Consider the following 15,938-nt stretch of genomic DNA (forward strand, 5'->3'; position numbering starts at 1 on the left):
CGCCTTTTGGGAGAGAGGAAGCGGGGATGGAGAATGCGGATGCAATCATCATCGGTGCCGGATTAGCTGGGCTTGTTGCCGCTCATGAGTTGGCTCTAGCGGGTCGCAAGGTCATTCTTCTCGAACAGGAAGGTGACAATTCCATTGGTGGACAAGCGTTCTGGTCACTCGGCGGATTATTTATGGTCGACAGCCCGGAACAGCGTCGCCTTGGCATCAAGGACAATATCGACCTCGCGCGGCAGGACTGGTTTGGATCGGCACAATTTGATCGGGCGGAAGATCGTTGGCCGAAACGCTGGGCCGAATCCTATCTGGAATTTGCTGCAGGAGAAATGCGCCGATGGCTGCATGGTCTCGGTATGCGCTGGTTTCCTGTTGTTGGCTGGGCGGAGCGTGGCGGAGCAAAAGCCGATGGTCACGGCAACTCAGTGCCACGTTTTCATGTAACCTGGGGAACAGGACCTGCTGTCGTAGCACCATTTGAACGATCGCTCCGTGCAGCAATCAGCAAAGGGCTCATAACCCTAAAATGCCGTCATAGAGTCAATAGCATCGCCACTACCGGCGGGCGCGTCAGTGGTGTCTATGGAGAGGTGCTGGTGCCATCGACTGTCGAGCGCGGGCAATCTTCGTCACGCGACACCATTGGCGAATTTGCCTATTTTGCTGACTGTGTAATCGTCACATCTGGCGGCATAGGCGGTGACCCCGACAAGGTTCGAAGGGCATGGCCGCGCGACAGGCTCGGCATTCCCCCGAAAGAAATGGTATTGGGAGTACCAGCTCATGTAGATGGACGCGGCATAGATATTGCCGTGGCTGCGGGCGGCCATGTCATCAATGCTGATCGCATGTGGCACTATACGGAAGGCGTGCGAAACTGGAACCCGATCTGGCCGAACCATGGCATTCGCATTCTGCCGGGGCCTTCTTCCATTTGGTTCGACGCTAAGGGCAATCGTCTTCCCGCTCCCTATCTTCCTGGCTTCGACACTCTTGGCACGCTCAAACATATTCTTTCGACCGGCTACGACTATTCGTGGTTCATCCTGACCGAAAAAATCATCCGCAAAGAGTTCTCTCTGTCCGGATCGGAACAAAATCCGGACCTCACGGGCAAAAACTGGAAGCTTTTGCTTAAAAGTCGCCTCGGTAAAGCGCCACCGCCGCCGGTCCAAGCCTTTCTCGATAACGGAGCAGATTTCATCACAGCTGGAACACTGGATGAGCTCATTGCAAAAATGAACGGTTTGACGGGAGAGAAGCTTCTGAAGCCTGACCACATCCGTGATCAAATCGAAGCGCGAGATCGCGAGATCGTCAACCGCTACTCCAAGGATGCTCAGGTGATGGCGGTCCATAATGCCCGAGCCTATATCGGTGACCGTCTCACGCGCGCCGTGCCGCTGCATTCTCTGCTGGAACCCTCCAACGGTCCGCTTATTGCCGTCAAACTTCATATTCTGACACGCAAGACACTTGGCGGTTTACATACCGATATGGACGCCCAAGTTCTCAATGCGGCAGGAGAAAAGGTGCCCGGTCTATACGCTGCAGGCGAAGCTGCAGGCTTCGGCGGTGGCGGTTATCATGGGTACAATGCACTTGAAGGCACATTCCTCGGCGGCTGCATCTTTTCCGGACGAACGGCCGGTCGTGCAGCTGCCGCGGCAACATCGCTCTAGTGAAAGACAAGACGGCAACATCGGCCTTTATCGACCGCATTCCATATATGAGTTTTTTATTTTTTGAAGCAGCGCTCGCTCTCGAAACCCTATGCAATGCGGCAACATAATGTCCCTGTAAGAAACAGGGAGCCCCTTAGGGCAATTCAGGCATGACTATGGATTTCGCCGTCCTTGCAATCGGCATCGGCTTCTTCGCGCTGCTGTTCGGCTATCTGCGCATCTGCGAAAGGCTTTGAGGCGTCGCCATGATGATCGAATACGTCGCTGGCGCCTTGGTTGCAGCCTTTCTAGCCGCTTATCTCCTTTACGCGCTCATACGACCGGAGCGGTTCTAGGCCGATCTCCGGCCAAGCCCGCGTAACCGGCAGCCTTTCAGGCCTCGGAAAAGACCATGACAATCAATGGATGGATTCAGATCCTCGTTTTTTGCGGGATCATCATTTTGCTCGTCAAACCGCTCGGCGGCTACATGACGCGCGTTTTCGGCGGTGAACGGACGCTCCTTTCACCTGTACTCGTTCCGGTCGAGCGGGGGCTTTACCGCCTCGCAGGCACAACCGAACGAGAAGAACAGCACTGGACAACCTATGCTGCTTCCCTGCTGTTGTTCAATCTGGCCGGCTTTTTGCTGCTTTACATGCTGCAACGGTTTCAGGGCTCTCTGCCCTTCAACCCGATGGGTATGAGCGACGTTCCGGCGGACCTGGCCTTCAACACCACTGCCAGTTTTGTTACCAACACCAACTGGCAGAACTATGGTGGCGAAAGCACCATGTCCTACCTGACGCAAATGGCAGGACTGACGGTTCAGAACTTCGTCTCGGCTGCTACTGGCGTTGCCATCGCCATTGCACTCATTCGTGCATTCTCGCGCAAATCCATGAAGACGCTCGGAAATTTCTGGGTCGATCTTACACGATGCACACTCTACGTCCTTTTGCCCTTGTGCATTATTCTTACCTTGGCTTTCGTCAGCCTCGGTGTGCCGCAAACAATTGGTGTTTATGCCGAAGCAACGACGCTGGAAGGCGCGAGACAGGTGATCGCGCTTGGGCCGGTTGCCTCGCAGCTCGCCATCAAGATGCTCGGCACCAATGGCGGCGGTTTCTTCAATGCCAATTCCGCGCATCCTTTTGAAAACCCGGATGCCATCTCCAACATGATCCAGATGGTTGCGATCTTCGCAATCGGCGCTTCGCTTACCAACGTCTTCGGGCGAATGGTCGGCAACGAACGTCAGGGTTGGGCAATCTTTGCTGCGATGGGCATATTGTTCGTCGCAGGCGTTGCAATCTGCTACTGGGCAGAAGCTGCCGGTAATCCCCTCATCCATGCACTCAGTGTTGATGGTGGCAACATGGAAGGCAAGGAGACACGTTTCGGCATCGCAATGTCCGCGCTCTTCGCCGTCGTTACCACCGCTGCATCATGCGGTGCAGTGATCGCCATGCATGACAGCATGATGGCACTGGGCGGAATGATCCCCATGATCAACATGATGCTGGGCGAGATCATCATCGGCGGCGTAGGTGCAGGCTTCTACGGTATCGTCCTGTTTGTTGTCGTTGCCGTTTTCGTGGCCGGGCTGATGGTTGGACGCACGCCTGAATATCTGGGCAAGAAGATCGAAGCCAAGGAAGTGAAAATGGCGATGCTCGCCGTTCTCTGCCTTCCGTTATCAATTCTGGGTTTTACCGCCATAGCGTCCGTTATTCCAACAGGGCTGGCATCGATCGCCAATCCCGGACCACATGGTTTCTCGGAAATTCTCTATGCCTATACCTCAGGCACAGCGAATAATGGTTCGGCCTTCGGCGGCCTCTCCGGCAATACGCCCTGGTATAACATCACCATCGGGCTTGCCATGCTGATGGGCCGGTTTCTCGTGATCCTGCCTGCCATGGCGATCGCCGGTTCACTTGTCGCCAAGAAAGCTGCACCGCAATCTGCAGGCACCTTCCCGACGACAGGGCCGCTTTTCGTCGGCTTGCTGATCGGTGTCATTCTTGTGGTTGGAGGACTGATCTTCTTCCCGGCGCTGGCGCTCGGCCCCATTGCCGAACACCTCGCAATGATCAAGGGGCAGATGTTTTGATGCTCAAACCCTCAAGCTGCATTCTCTCGATCCTTCTGGCAACGACCGCCGTCCTTCTCGCGGTTCAGCTTGCCGGATTGATCTGAGCTTTCCGAACGGAAACGTAATTTTACTGGAGTCTCTGTTATGAGCCAGTCCAAATCCGCGAGCATTCTCGATGCCCGCATCCTTTTACCCGCCATCGGCGATGCCTTTCGCAAGCTCAATCCCAGGAGTCTTGCGCGCAATCCGGTGATGTTCGTGGTTGCCGTCGTTTCAGCGCTTACAACTTTGCTGCTGCTGAAAGACGTCGCCACCGGCAATCCCAGTGTCGGCTTTTCATTCCAGATCGTCTTGTGGCTGTGGTTCACAGTTCTGTTTGCGAATTTTGCCGAGGCCGTCGCAGAAGGCCGAGGCAAGGCACAAGCAGACTCGCTGCGCCGGACACGAACGGAAACACAAGCTAAACTTCTGGATAGTCCCGAGGGACCAAACTGGAAAAGTGTGCCGGGAACGAGCTTGAAAGTTGGCGATATCGTTCTTGTGGAAGCCAATGACATCATCCCTTCCGACGGTGAAGTCATTGAAGGTGTCGCATCCGTCAATGAAGCCGCCATTACCGGCGAATCCGCGCCTGTCATCCGTGAATCTGGCGGCGATCGCTCTGCCGTTACAGGTGGAACACAAGTTTTGTCCGACTGGATCAAGGTACGCATCACCGCCGCGCAGGGTTCCACCTTTATCGACAAGATGATTAGGCTGGTGGAAGGTGCAGAACGCCAGAAGACACCCAACGAGATCGCGCTCAACATTCTGCTTGCAGGCATGACGCTGATATTCGTGCTCGCCGTTGTTACGATCCCTAGCTTTGCGACTTATGCAGGCGGTTATATCCCCGTCACGGTGCTGGTTGCGCTCTTCGTGACCCTGATCCCGACGACAATCGGCGCCTTGCTTTCTGCCATTGGTATCGCAGGCATGGACCGCCTCGTACGCTTCAACGTGCTTGCCATGTCCGGTCGTGCGGTCGAGGCAGCGGGTGATGTGGACACGCTTCTGCTTGACAAGACCGGCACGATCACTCTTGGCAATCGTCAGGCGACCGCTTTTGTGCCGGTCAATGGCGTAACCGAGCAAGAGCTTGCCGATGCAGCGCAACTGGCCTCGCTTGCCGACGAAACGCCCGAAGGTCGTTCCATCGTCGTTCTGGCCAAGGAAAAATACGGTTTACGTGGCCGTGACATGCAAGGTCTTCACGCCCATTTTGTACCATTCACCGCGCAAAGCCGCATGAGCGGCGTCGATATTGAGGGTTCCGTCATTCGCAAAGGCGCTGTGGATGCTGTGCTTGCCTATGTGGACCAGAATAGCCACGCCGATGAAAGAACACTGTCGGAACTACAGTCTATCGCTGACACAATCGCCAAGGCTGGCGGCACACCGCTTGCCGTCGCTAAAGATGGCCACCTTCTCGGTGTCGTGCACCTGAAGGACATCGTCAAAGGCGGCATCCGCGAGCGCTTTGCCGAATTGCGCCGGATGGGTATCCGCACTGTCATGATTACCGGCGACAACCCTATGACCGCAGCAGCCATCGCTGCCGAAGCAGGTGTGGATGACTTTCTTGCGCAGGCAACGCCAGAAAACAAGCTGTCGCTTATCCGAGAGGAACAGGCGAAGGGGAAACTTGTTGCAATGTGCGGAGACGGTACAAACGACGCCCCTGCCCTTGCTCAGGCGGATGTCGGCGTGGCCATGAATACCGGCACGGTTGCCGCGCGAGAAGCAGGCAATATGGTCGATCTTGATAGCGATCCCACCAAGCTCATTGAAATCGTTGAAATCGGCAAGCAATTGCTGATGACACGGGGAGCGTTGACGACCTTCTCCATCGCCAATGACATTGCAAAATATTTTGCGATCATTCCGGCTATGTTTCTGGCTTTCTATCCTCAGCTTGGCGCGCTCAATATCATGGGACTCTCCACGCCGCAGAGCGCCATCCTGTCGGCCATCATCTTCAATGCCCTGATTATTGTGGCTCTGATCCCGCTTTCGCTGAAAGGTGTGACCTACAAGCCGGTCGGTGCAGGTACGCTCCTCTCGCGCAATCTTCTGATCTACGGCCTCGGCGGCGTCATCGTGCCATTCATTGGCATCAAGGCCATCGATATGGCCATTACCGCCCTTGGCCTCGCATAAGGATTAACAAAAATGCTGAAACAACTTCGTCCAGCACTTGTCATGATCGTTTCGCTCACTGTCATAACCGGGTTGCTCTACCCGCTCGGCATGACAGGTATCGCCCAGGTGATCTTTCCCGCTAATGCCAATGGCAGCCTGATCGAAAAGGACGGTACAATCATTGGTTCCGAGTTGATCGGACAGGGTTTTACCGGCGACCGCTATTTTCACGGCCGCCCATCTGCGGCAGGACAAAACGGTTATGATGCCGCGAGTTCTGGCGGGTCCAATCTTGGCCCAACCAATCCAAAACTCATTGAGCGAATTAAAGCTGACGCCACCGCTCTGTCACAAGACGAAGGTTCTGCACGACCACCGATTGACCTTGTGACAACATCCGCAAGCGGTCTCGATCCGCATATTTCACCGGAAACAGCTTTCTATCAGGTGCCGCGTGTCGCAAAGGCGCGCGGGATCGATGAAGCCGCACTGCGAGAGATTGTTGAGCAACAAGTTGAAGCTCGTGAGCTCGGATTTCTTGGGGAACCGGTGGTCAATGTTCTGAAGCTGAACCTTGTTCTGGACAGGACCAGCACCAAGTAGAATAACTGGCGGCGGCATGATTTGCCGCCCTTCCTTTCAGGAGCTTTATTTGACATCGGACCCGCTTCGCTTCGGCGAGAACAGACCTTCTCCCGATGCTCTGCTTGAACAGGCGGAACGCGAAACGCGTGGCCGCCTGAAGATATTTCTCGGTGCCGCACCGGGTGTTGGTAAAACCTATGAAATGCTGATGTCCGGTCGCGCGCGCAGAGCTGATGGCATAGATGTCGTCATCGGCGTTGTCGAGACACATGGTCGAGTGGAAACCGAAGCGCTGACGGAAGGGCTTGAGATTATTCCGCGTGCGCAAGTGGCCTATCGCGGGCATCTCTTGGATGAAATGGATATAGATGCGGTGCTGGCCCGCAAACCACAACTGGTTCTTGTGGATGAACTGGCGCACACGAATGCACCGGGCAGCAGACACCCCAAACGTTATCAGGATGTCGAGGAAATTCTGGCGCGCGGGATTGATGTCTATACGACGCTCAACATCCAGCATGTCGAAAGCCTAAATGATGTTGTGGCACAGATCACGCGTATCCGTGTGCGTGAAACAGTACCCGACAGCATCATCGACCGTGCCGACGACATTGAGCTTATCGATCTCACGCCGAATGATCTCATCAAACGTCTTAATGAAGGCAAGATTTACCTACCAAAGACCGCGAAACGAGCGATCCACAATTACTTTTCTTCCGGGAATCTGACCGCATTGCGTGAATTGGCACTGCGCCGCACCGCCCAGCGTGTCGATGAGCAACTGCTCAGTCACATGCGTGCCCATGCCATTGAAGGGCCATGGGCCGCAGGCGACCGCATATTGGTTGCGGTCGACGAACGCCCCCGTAGTATATCGCTGGTTCGCTATGCACGTCGGCTTGCGGATCGTCTTCGCGCACCTTGGGCGGCCATCCATATAGAAACGGCACGGTCTGCGGGGCTTACTGAAGAAGCAAAGGACAGGCTTGCAACGGCACTGAGGCTTGCCGAACAGCTCGGCGGGGAAACCATCATCATTCCCGGTCAATCCGTCGCCGAAGACATTGTTCGCTACGCTTCAACACACAACTTTACCCAGATCGTCGCCGGAAAATCGATAAAATCGCGCTGGCGTGAGATGATTGACGGCTCCATCGCACGAGAACTGGTGCGGCTCTCCGGCGCCATCGATATTCACATAACGGCAGGTGTCGACTATGAAAACGGGGAGACCCCTCGTAAGGTAAAGACCGCCAGTCAGAAGGCAACGCCCGACATCACGCCCTATCTGATCGGTATGGTGATGACAGGAATAGCGCTTGTCACCGGCTTGCTGCTCGACCAGTTTCTGGATGTGCGCAGCATAGCACTGGTGTTCGTTGTCGGCGTTCTTGGTGTTGCGGTCACCCTTGGTCTTTGGCCAGCGCTTTTCGCATCCGTACTTAGCGCTTTCGCCTATAATTTCTTCTTTCTTTCTCCCCTCTACACGCTTTCCATCGCCGATCCTGAAAGTGTTGTGGCGCTGGTTTTCTTCCTGTTCGTGAGTTTCATTGCCAGCAATCTGGCGAGCCGGGTCCAGCGGCAGGCTGCAGCGGCACGGCAACGTGCACGCATGACGGAAGATCTATATCTCTTCAGTAAAAAGCTGGCAGGGACTGGCTCGCTCGATGATGTGTTATGGGCCACCGCATTCCAGATCGCATCAATGCTCAAGGTGCGGGTCGTGATGCTTCTCCCTGAAGGAAACAGTATAACGGTCAGAGGTGGTTATCCGCCTGATGACACTCTGGATGATGCCGATATCGCTGCAGCACACTGGACCTGGGAACACGACCTTCCCGCTGGGCGTGGTGCCAATACTTTACCGGGTGCCAAGCGGCTCTATCTGCCTCTCAAAACCGCCAGAACATCAGTTGGCGTCATCGGCCTCGACAATGATCGCATGGGGCCTATCCTCACGCCTGAACAACAGCGTCTCTTCGAGGCTTTGGCCGATCAGGCCGCAATTGCCATCGAACGCGTTCAGCTTGTCGGTGATGTGGAGCGAGCAAAACTCGCCGCCGAAGCTGACAAATTGCGTTCGGCCCTGCTCACCTCAATCTCACACGATCTGAAGACCCCGCTGGCGGCAATTCTGGGCGCAGCCACGACCTTGCGCGACTATTCCAGCTCATTGCCAGATACAGACCGTTCCGATCTCGTTGCAACCGTGGTGGACCAATCAGAGCGCTTGAACCGCTTCATCGCAAACCTCCTCGATATGACGCGGATTGAAGCAGGTGCAATGAAGCCTAATCTGTCGCTTCATTATGTTGGCGATCTCATTGGGGCGGCGCTCAATCGTGCAGCCAAGATTCTGGTTCATCATCAGGTCAACATTGCCGTTCCAGCTGATTTGCCTATGGTTCAGCTTGATGCCGTTCTGTTCGAGCAGGTCTTGTTCAATCTGTTCGACAATGCGGCGAAATATGCCCCCGAAAACACACCGATTACAATTAAGGCTCATGCTGCTCCGTCTCGTATAACACTGGAAATCAGTGATCGGGGTCCAGGTATTCCACCCGGCGATCTGGAGCGCGTGTTCGATACGTTCTATCGTGTGCGTAAAGGTGATCACGTGCAGGCCGGTACCGGACTGGGGCTTTCAATCGCTCGCGGTTTCATCGAAGCAATGGGGGGCTCTATTCGGGCCGGAAATCGGCATGAAGGCACCGGTGCCGTCTTTACAATCGCTTTGCCCGTCCCAGCTGATGAAGTTGACAAAAACTCATGAACGATCCGAAACTGAAAATTCTTGTTGTCGACGATGAACCAGCCATCCGCAAACTGTTGCGGGTCGGACTGACGACGGAAGGCTACACCGTCGTCGAGGCCGTGAATGGTGGCGAAGCCGACGAGCGTATTACGACGGAAAAGCCCGATATCGTGGTGCTTGATCTGGGTCTTCCTGACACTGATGGACATGCGCTGCTTCAACGCTGGAGAGAAACCGGCGTGACCTTGCCTATTCTCGTCCTCTCAAGCCGAACCGACGAAGCGGGGATTGTTCGTGCACTTGAAGAAGGAGCCGATGACTATGTCCCGAAACCTTTCGGTATGAAGGAACTGGCCGCGCGTTTGCGGGTCGCGTTGCGGCACAGGTTGCAACAGCAGGGAGAAAAGCCACTTTTCCAGAGTGACGGCCTAACCGTCGATCTTGTGCGCCGTATTGTGAAACTCAATGGTGAAGAAATTAAACTGTCGCCGAAGGAATACGATATCCTCCGTCTTCTCGTGCAGCATGCCGGAAAAGTGCTGACGCACCATTTTATTCTCAGCCAGGTCTGGGGGCCGGCGGCTGATGTGCAATATCTTCGCATCTATGTCCGCCAGCTGAGACAGAAGATTGAAAAATCCCCGGATCAGCCGCATTATATTCTAACCGAAACAGGCGTCGGCTACAGGCTGCGCGAAGCTGATCCTGCTCCCTGAGACAGCCGGAACCAAGGCTTTGCGAAAGCGTTGTTTGCCAAACAACCCAGAGAATTTCCAGTTTAAATTGAACTGCTGGAAATTCTCTATCTCTTTGTTTTTACGCATTATCCTACGCAAAACCACTTCGCACTTTTGCTGGAAATGCTCTAGGTAACGGAGGCAAGCGTGGTCGAGCTGGTCAACAATATCGACAATCTGGAGTTTATAATCGCCAAGGCCCGGGAGTATGACGTTCAGGTTCCCGCAACCGATGAAGAATCCGGGTCAAATGCCAGCGATGACAATGAAGTTGATATTCTCGACGCCTCACTGGCAAATCCCACCCGCAAGGAACTCTTTGCGGCTATCCGGTCCCTGAACATAGATGAGCGGCAGGAACTGCTCGCTTTGATGTGGGTTGGACGCGGAGATTTCAGTGCGGAAGAATGGGACGAAGCCCTCTCAACCGCCGCTGATCGTGACAATGGCCGTGAAGCCAAATATCTCATAGGCACACCGCTTCTCGGAGATTATCTGGAAGAAGGACTGGTTGCCCTGGGTTTTGATGTTGAAGCCTACGATAATGAATAAGAAAAATTGATGTTTCCATGCACCCTTCTGTTTTGACGCTGCCATGTCCCGGCATTAGTGTCGAAAGCAAATCGGGTTGGCTTATGCTGAACTCGAACATTCAGCACGACGGAGGACGGCACAATGCTTCAGAAAAACCTCGACCAGAAAACAGACTTCTATATTGATGGAGCGTGGCGCGCTCCGATAGAAGCCAAGACCATTGAGGTCATCAACCCCGCCAACGAAAAGCCTTATGCCGTCATCTCTGCCGGTTCCGCAAAAGACATCGACCTGGCGGTCGCAGCCGCACGCAAGGCTTTTCCGTCCTGGAGCGAAACCCCGGCGGAAGAACGCATCGGTTACATCCGACGGTTAGTGGAGATTTACGAAACCCGTCTGGACGAAATGGCCAAGGCAATTTCACTCGAAATGGGTGCACCGATTACACTTGCGCGGGAATCGCAGGCAGCGGCAGGCCTCTCGCATACCAAGGCTTTCATTGCGGCCTTCGAAAACTTCGAGTTCGAAGAGATCCTTTCTCCGAAACACCCGAACCAGACGGTCGTGCGCGAACCAATCGGTGTTTGCGGCCTCATTACGCCGTGGAACTGGCCGATGAACCAGATCGCGCTGAAAGTTATTCCAGCACTTGCGGTTGGCTGCACCGTCGTCCTGAAGCCGTCCGAGATTGCGCCGATGTCGGCCATGCTCTTTGCCGAATTTGTGGATCAGGCAGGTTTCCCGAAAGGCGTTTTCAATCTCGTCAATGGTGAAGGCACCGTTGTTGGCGAAGCCTTGTCGCAACACCCAGATGTCGACATGATGTCCTTCACCGGCTCGACCCGCGCCGGAACGGCAGTTTCGCGAGCAGCAGCAGCAACGGTAAAGCGCGTTTCGCTGGAGCTTGGTGGCAAATCGCCGAACATCGTTTTCGCCGACGCCGATCTTGAAAAGACTATGGCACGCAGCCTTGCGCATTGCTTCGAGAATACCGGACAGTCCTGTAATGCGCCGACGCGCATGCTCGTGGAGCGCTCAGTTTACGACAAGGCAGTAGACCTCGCGAAAAAGATAACAGAAGGCACGAAGGTCGGCGACCCGGCAAAGGAAGGCGATCACATCGGCCCGCTTTCCTCCTCAATCCAGTTCGAGAAAGTTCAACACCTGATCCAGAAGGGCATTGACGAAGGTGCACGGCTTGTTGCGGGTGGTACGGGACGTCCCGACGGGTTCACCGAAGGTGATTTCGTCAAGCCAACCGTCTTTGCCGACGTATACAATGACATGACGATTGCTCGCGAAGAAATCTTCGGACCGGTGCTTGCAATGATCCCGTTCGATACCGAAGAAGAAGCCGTCGCCATTGCCAACGACACTCCATACGGGCTTGCAGCCTATATCCAGACCGGTAGTCCGGAACGCGCAAAACGCGTGGCTCGCAAATTGCGCGCTGGCATGGTGCAGATCAACGGCACATCGCGTGCACCGGGAAGTCCGTTTGGCGGCTACAAGCAATCAGGCAATGGCCGCGAGGGCGGCAAATGGGGGCTGGAAGACTTCATGGAAGTAAAGCTGATCAGCGGCTGATCTTTATACTACGACAATAAAAAGCGCCGGTTAGCGGCGCTTTTTAGTTTTTTACTTGATACTCAAGCTTTCTCGATAACGCGAATGCGATGGTCCCCGCCTATATCGATGAATTGTGTCCGTGGCGGCACTTCATGAACATCGTGCGTGCCAAAGCTTTCGGGGTAGAATGCATAACCTTCCGGTGCTTGCGGTGGGCTTGTATCGTCGAGCAGCCGACCGCCCGTCAATTCCGTCATCGGATCGGGAATGGCCGAAATCAGTCTCCGTGTATAGGGATGCGTCGGGTTCGAGAATATCCGATCCCACGGTCCGCTCTCAACAATCTGCCCGAAATACATAACCGCCACACGGTCGCTCATATGCTCTACGACACTCAGATCATGGCTGATCATGATATAAGAGAGACCGAGCCGTTCTTTCAGTTCCAGCAGCAGATTGATGATCTGAGCCCGGATCGAAACATCGAGCGCCGAAACAGGCTCATCAAGCACGATAACTTTCGGATTGAGCAGCAGCGCGCGTGCTATGCCGATGCGCTGGCGTTGCCCACCCGAAAACTCGTGCGGAAAACGCTTTGCCTGCTCGGGCTTCAAACCGACAAGACGCAAAATTTCCTCGACGCGCCCATCGACTTCGCTGCGCGAGGTCACACCGTGAAGTCGCAAGGGCGCCGCCAGGGACGTATAGACTGTCTGGCGCGGATTGAGTGAAGCGAACGGATCTTGAAAGACCATCTGCGCCATCTTTGCTCGTTCCAGCCGTGACGGTTCGTCCTTTCCGGTGATCGGTCGTCCTTCAAAATAGATTTGCCCGCTCGTCGGCTTTTGCAAGCCGACGAGGGAGAGTGCAAGCGTAGATTTACCGCAACCGGACTCTCCAACAATCGAAAGACACTCGCCTTTGTTGAGGGTCAGGCTGAGATTGTTGACGGCACGCAGCAATTGCTTTGAGCGACTGAAAATGCCGCCGCTCACCGGGAAGTAAACGCAGACATCGTCGATGCGGACCAATGGTTCTGCCAGTTTGGCGGAATGCATGTCATTCATGATGGAAACACCTCACCACACCGGCATCTTCAAGTGGCGTCCAGCCCGGTTTTTGCGCACGGCAAATATCAGTCGCGCGCGTACAACGCGGCTCGAACCTGCAGCCCTTTGGAAAAGCGGAAATGGAGGGTACCACGCCTTCGATTTCCTGCAGCCGCAACTGACCTGCTTTTTGTCGTGATCCGAGCTGCGGTAGAGAGGCCAGAAGACCATGCGCATAAGGATGAGCCGGGTGGTGAAACAGGCCTGCTGTTATGCGCTGCTCGACCAAATGCCCAGCATACATGACCCCCACGCGACGACACATTTTCGCGATGACACCAAGATCATGACTAATCATCAGGACAGAAGTTCCTCGTGCAGTGCAAAGCTCTTGCATCAGACGAAGAATTTCCGCCTGAACAGTCACATCAAGCGCGGTCGTGGGTTCGTCAGCGATCAGCAAATCTGGATCACACGCGAGTGCGATAGCGATCATTACACGCTGGCGCATACCGCCAGACATCTGATGTGGATAGTTCTTCACACGTTGCTCTGGCGCAGGAACTTGAACACTGGCGAGCGCTTCGATCGCTTTGCGCTCCGCCTCGTGCCAGGTCGCACCCTGATGCAGCACGAACATTTCCGCAATCTGACGCCCTACTGGCGACAACGGATTGAGAGCAGTCATCGGCTCCTGAAAGATCATCGCTATGCGATTGCCGCGCAGCTTGCGCATTTCACGCGACGACATCGACCGCAAATCCTGCCCTTTGAAGCGTATCACGCCATCTGTTATCGACAGTGGTTTGCGCAGCAATCCGATCATCGATAGTGCAGTGATGCTCTTTCCGCAGCCAGACTCTCCAACCAGTCCGAATGTCTCGCCGGCTCCGATAGTGAACGATACGTCTTCGACCACGTTATGTTTGCTCGAACCAGAAACAATATCGATCCGGAGGTTCTCTACCTCAAGAAGTGCTTGTTCGCTCATACCTTGCGTGTCCTCATATGCGGGTCGAGCCAGTCGCGAAGACCGTCCCCGAACAGATTGAGTCCAAGCACCGTGAAGAAGATGGCCAAACCGGGAAACACGGCAGCCCAAGGCGCGTTCACGATCAACTCACGCGCATCGGTGAGCATGTTACCCCAGCTTGGATCTGGTGGACTGATCCCAAGACCAAGATAGGAAAGTGCTGCTTCTGCCAGAATTGCGTCGCCCATTCCGAGCGTACCGATCACAAGAATAGGCCCGATCATGTTTGGCACGATCTGCGTGATCATGATGCGGGCATCGCTATAGCCAAGCATCTTGGCAGCCTGAATATAGCCCTGCTTCTTTAGCGAAAGGGTGGAACTGCGCGCAATGCGGCAAGTCCAGGACCAATTCGTCAGACCAAGCGCGAGCAGAAGGCTTGGCAAACCGGGGCCGAGGACAGCCATGATTGCCAGCGCGAAGATCAGCGACGGAATTGCCAGCATGAGATTAGTCAGACCATTGACGAAATCATCCCACCAACCGCCGAAATAACCGGCAGAAATGCCAAAACACAGTCCAATAACAGTGTTGATGCACTGCGAGACGACACCAACGGTCAAAGATACTTGCGCACCATAGAGGATGCGCGAATAAACATCGCGGCCCTGTGCGTCGGTGCCGAACCAGAATTGTGCATCGGGGGGCAGTTCTGCATTCATCAGATCGGCATCGAGAACCGGATTATAGTGCGCCAGCAATGGTGCAAATACGGCAGCACCTACGATTACGATGCACACGAACCCGCCAAATACGAGATTGAAACGGAGCTTCATGGGCTTACTCGTGGCTTATGCGCGGGTCGATAACCGCGTAGAGAATGTCAACGATCGTATTGATGACCAAAAACCACAACACGATTACGAGAATTGCCCCCTGCACCACGGGAATGTCGCGCAGCGAAACGCTATCGATCAGCAAGGAGCCAAGGCCCGGCCACGAGAATAACTTCTCCACCACCACGGCCTGCCCCATCATCGATCCGAATTGCAAGCCGATTGTCGTGATAATCAACACCAGCGCATTGCGCATGACATGCCATTTCACCAGGCGAAAGCTGCTCATGCCTTTAGAGCGGGCGGTACGAATGAAATCAGCGCCCATCACTTCAAGCACGGCTGCACGCGTTGTTCTTGCCAGCAACGCCAATGGCGCAACACCCAACGTCAGCGCAGGCAGAATGACGTTTCTGATGCCTCCATCGCCATAGCCGAAACTCGGCAACCATCCAAGTGTCAGTGCGAAGAGATACATGGCCAGCAGGCCCAGCCAGAACTGTGGTAGCGAGAGGCCCGAGACTGCGCCTATCATCGTCACACTGTCGAGAAGGCTTCCGGGTTTAAGTGCCGCGAGAAACCCAAGCGGTACGCCTATCAGGATCGCAAACCCCATAGCTGCAAAAGCGAGCTTCAATGTTGGCCACATGCGCTCCTGAATAAGCGAGACAACGGGCTGTCTTGATCGATAGGACGTACCGAGATCAAACTGTGCCAGTTGAACCAGATAATTGCCGAAACGCACATGGACAGGCTTGTCGAGGCCAAATTCCTGAGTGATCTTTTCGACCATCTTCGGGTCGTTCATGCCCTTGCCATTGGCAATTAGGCCAGAAGCGATGCTGCCCGGAACAACACTGAAAATGACGAAGATCAGCAGCGATACAGCGACAACCGTCGGTATCATCTGCAAGATGCGCCGAAAAATAAAATAGAGCACATGGTCCTCCT

13 protein-coding genes are annotated in these 15,938 nt (G+C 54.8%); 9 read left to right on the forward strand and 4 right to left on the reverse strand.

What is annotated here, in order from left to right:
* Positions 1-26 precede the first annotated feature (26 nt).
* The 9 genes from OANT_RS19500 (at position 27) to OANT_RS19535 (ending at position 12,147) form a co-directional block, all read left to right on the forward strand.
* Positions 27-1,688 carry an FAD-binding dehydrogenase gene (locus OANT_RS19500; RefSeq protein WP_012093143.1) on the forward strand — a complete coding sequence of 554 codons (1,662 nt, stop codon included), beginning with the start codon at positions 27-29 and terminating at the stop codon, positions 1,686-1,688.
* Positions 1,689-1,939: 251 nt separating this feature from the next.
* Complete coding sequence (gene kdpF / locus OANT_RS25850; RefSeq protein ID WP_235824429.1) at positions 1,940-2,026, forward strand: K(+)-transporting ATPase subunit F; 87 nt, start codon at positions 1,940-1,942, stop codon at positions 2,024-2,026.
* Between the two features lie 56 nt (positions 2,027-2,082).
* Positions 2,083-3,786, forward strand: coding sequence for a potassium-transporting ATPase subunit KdpA (gene kdpA / locus OANT_RS19505; protein ID WP_012093144.1), 1,704 nt, complete (start codon positions 2,083-2,085; stop codon positions 3,784-3,786).
* Positions 3,787-3,912: 126 nt separating this feature from the next.
* Positions 3,913-5,967, forward strand: a complete 2,055-nt coding sequence (gene kdpB / locus OANT_RS19510; protein WP_012093145.1) for a potassium-transporting ATPase subunit KdpB — start codon at positions 3,913-3,915, stop codon at positions 5,965-5,967.
* Between the two features lie 12 nt (positions 5,968-5,979).
* Positions 5,980-6,552: a potassium-transporting ATPase subunit KdpC gene (gene kdpC, locus OANT_RS19515; protein WP_012093146.1), complete on the forward strand. Its 573-nt coding sequence runs from the start codon at positions 5,980-5,982 to the stop codon at positions 6,550-6,552.
* 16 nt (positions 6,553-6,568) lie between these two features.
* Positions 6,569-9,307 carry a DUF4118 domain-containing protein gene (locus OANT_RS19520; RefSeq protein ID WP_012093147.1) on the forward strand — a complete coding sequence of 913 codons (2,739 nt, stop codon included), beginning with the start codon at positions 6,569-6,571 and terminating at the stop codon, positions 9,305-9,307.
* The gene (locus OANT_RS19525; RefSeq protein WP_010658966.1) at positions 9,304-10,005 is read left to right on the forward strand and encodes a response regulator transcription factor; all 702 of its coding nucleotides are present in this window, start codon (positions 9,304-9,306) and stop codon (positions 10,003-10,005) included. The genes OANT_RS19520 and OANT_RS19525 overlap by 4 nt, the downstream gene beginning before the upstream one ends.
* 168 nt (positions 10,006-10,173) lie before the next feature.
* Entirely contained in the window at positions 10,174-10,578 is a 405-nt protein-coding gene (locus tag OANT_RS19530) for a DUF3775 domain-containing protein (protein ID WP_012093148.1), read from the forward strand.
* Between the two features lie 123 nt (positions 10,579-10,701).
* Positions 10,702-12,147: an aldehyde dehydrogenase family protein gene (locus tag OANT_RS19535; RefSeq protein ID WP_012093149.1), complete on the forward strand. Its 1,446-nt coding sequence runs from the start codon at positions 10,702-10,704 to the stop codon at positions 12,145-12,147.
* A 62-nt stretch (positions 12,148-12,209) separates the two neighbouring features.
* Here the strand turns inward: OANT_RS19535 and OANT_RS19540 are convergent, their stop codons facing one another.
* Genes OANT_RS19540 through OANT_RS19555 form a run of 4 tightly spaced genes read right to left on the reverse strand, consistent with a single transcriptional unit; the run spans position 12,210 to position 15,927 of the window.
* Complete coding sequence (locus tag OANT_RS19540; protein ID WP_010658969.1) at positions 12,210-13,196, reverse strand: ABC transporter ATP-binding protein; 987 nt, start codon at positions 13,194-13,196, stop codon at positions 12,210-12,212.
* Positions 13,189-14,169, reverse strand: a complete 981-nt coding sequence (locus OANT_RS19545; RefSeq protein ID WP_010658970.1) for an ABC transporter ATP-binding protein — start codon at positions 14,167-14,169, stop codon at positions 13,189-13,191. Before OANT_RS19545 ends, OANT_RS19540 begins: the two co-directional genes overlap by 8 nt.
* Positions 14,166-14,987, reverse strand: a complete 822-nt coding sequence (locus OANT_RS19550; protein WP_012093150.1) for an ABC transporter permease — start codon at positions 14,985-14,987, stop codon at positions 14,166-14,168. The genes OANT_RS19545 and OANT_RS19550 overlap by 4 nt, the downstream gene beginning before the upstream one ends.
* Before the next feature lie 4 nt (positions 14,988-14,991).
* Positions 14,992-15,927, reverse strand: coding sequence for an ABC transporter permease (locus OANT_RS19555; RefSeq protein WP_012093151.1), 936 nt, complete (start codon positions 15,925-15,927; stop codon positions 14,992-14,994).
* Positions 15,928-15,938 lie beyond the last annotated feature (11 nt).

The sequence above is a fragment of the Brucella anthropi ATCC 49188 genome (genome assembly GCF_000017405.1).
Taxonomy (GTDB): Bacteria; Pseudomonadota; Alphaproteobacteria; order Rhizobiales; family Rhizobiaceae; genus Brucella; species Brucella anthropi.

Coding starts and splice junctions, on each gene's coding strand:
- kdpB (WP_012093145.1), top strand. CDS start 3,913: ATGAGCCAGTCCAAATCCGCGAGCATTCTCGATGCCCGCATCCTTTTA.
- OANT_RS19550 (WP_012093150.1), bottom strand. CDS start 14,987: ATGAAGCTCCGTTTCAATCTCGTATTTGGCGGGTTCGTGTGCATCGTA.
- OANT_RS19540 (WP_010658969.1), bottom strand. CDS start 13,196: ATGAATGACATGCATTCCGCCAAACTGGCAGAACCATTGGTCCGCATC.
- OANT_RS19500 (WP_012093143.1), top strand. CDS start 27: ATGGAGAATGCGGATGCAATCATCATCGGTGCCGGATTAGCTGGGCTT.
- OANT_RS19535 (WP_012093149.1), top strand. CDS start 10,702: ATGCTTCAGAAAAACCTCGACCAGAAAACAGACTTCTATATTGATGGA.
- kdpF (WP_235824429.1), top strand. CDS start 1,940: ATGATCGAATACGTCGCTGGCGCCTTGGTTGCAGCCTTTCTAGCCGCT.
- kdpC (WP_012093146.1), top strand. CDS start 5,980: ATGCTGAAACAACTTCGTCCAGCACTTGTCATGATCGTTTCGCTCACT.
- kdpA (WP_012093144.1), top strand. CDS start 2,083: ATGACAATCAATGGATGGATTCAGATCCTCGTTTTTTGCGGGATCATC.
- OANT_RS19525 (WP_010658966.1), top strand. CDS start 9,304: ATGAACGATCCGAAACTGAAAATTCTTGTTGTCGACGATGAACCAGCC.
- OANT_RS19545 (WP_010658970.1), bottom strand. CDS start 14,169: ATGAGCGAACAAGCACTTCTTGAGGTAGAGAACCTCCGGATCGATATT.
- OANT_RS19520 (WP_012093147.1), top strand. CDS start 6,569: ATGATTTGCCGCCCTTCCTTTCAGGAGCTTTATTTGACATCGGACCCG.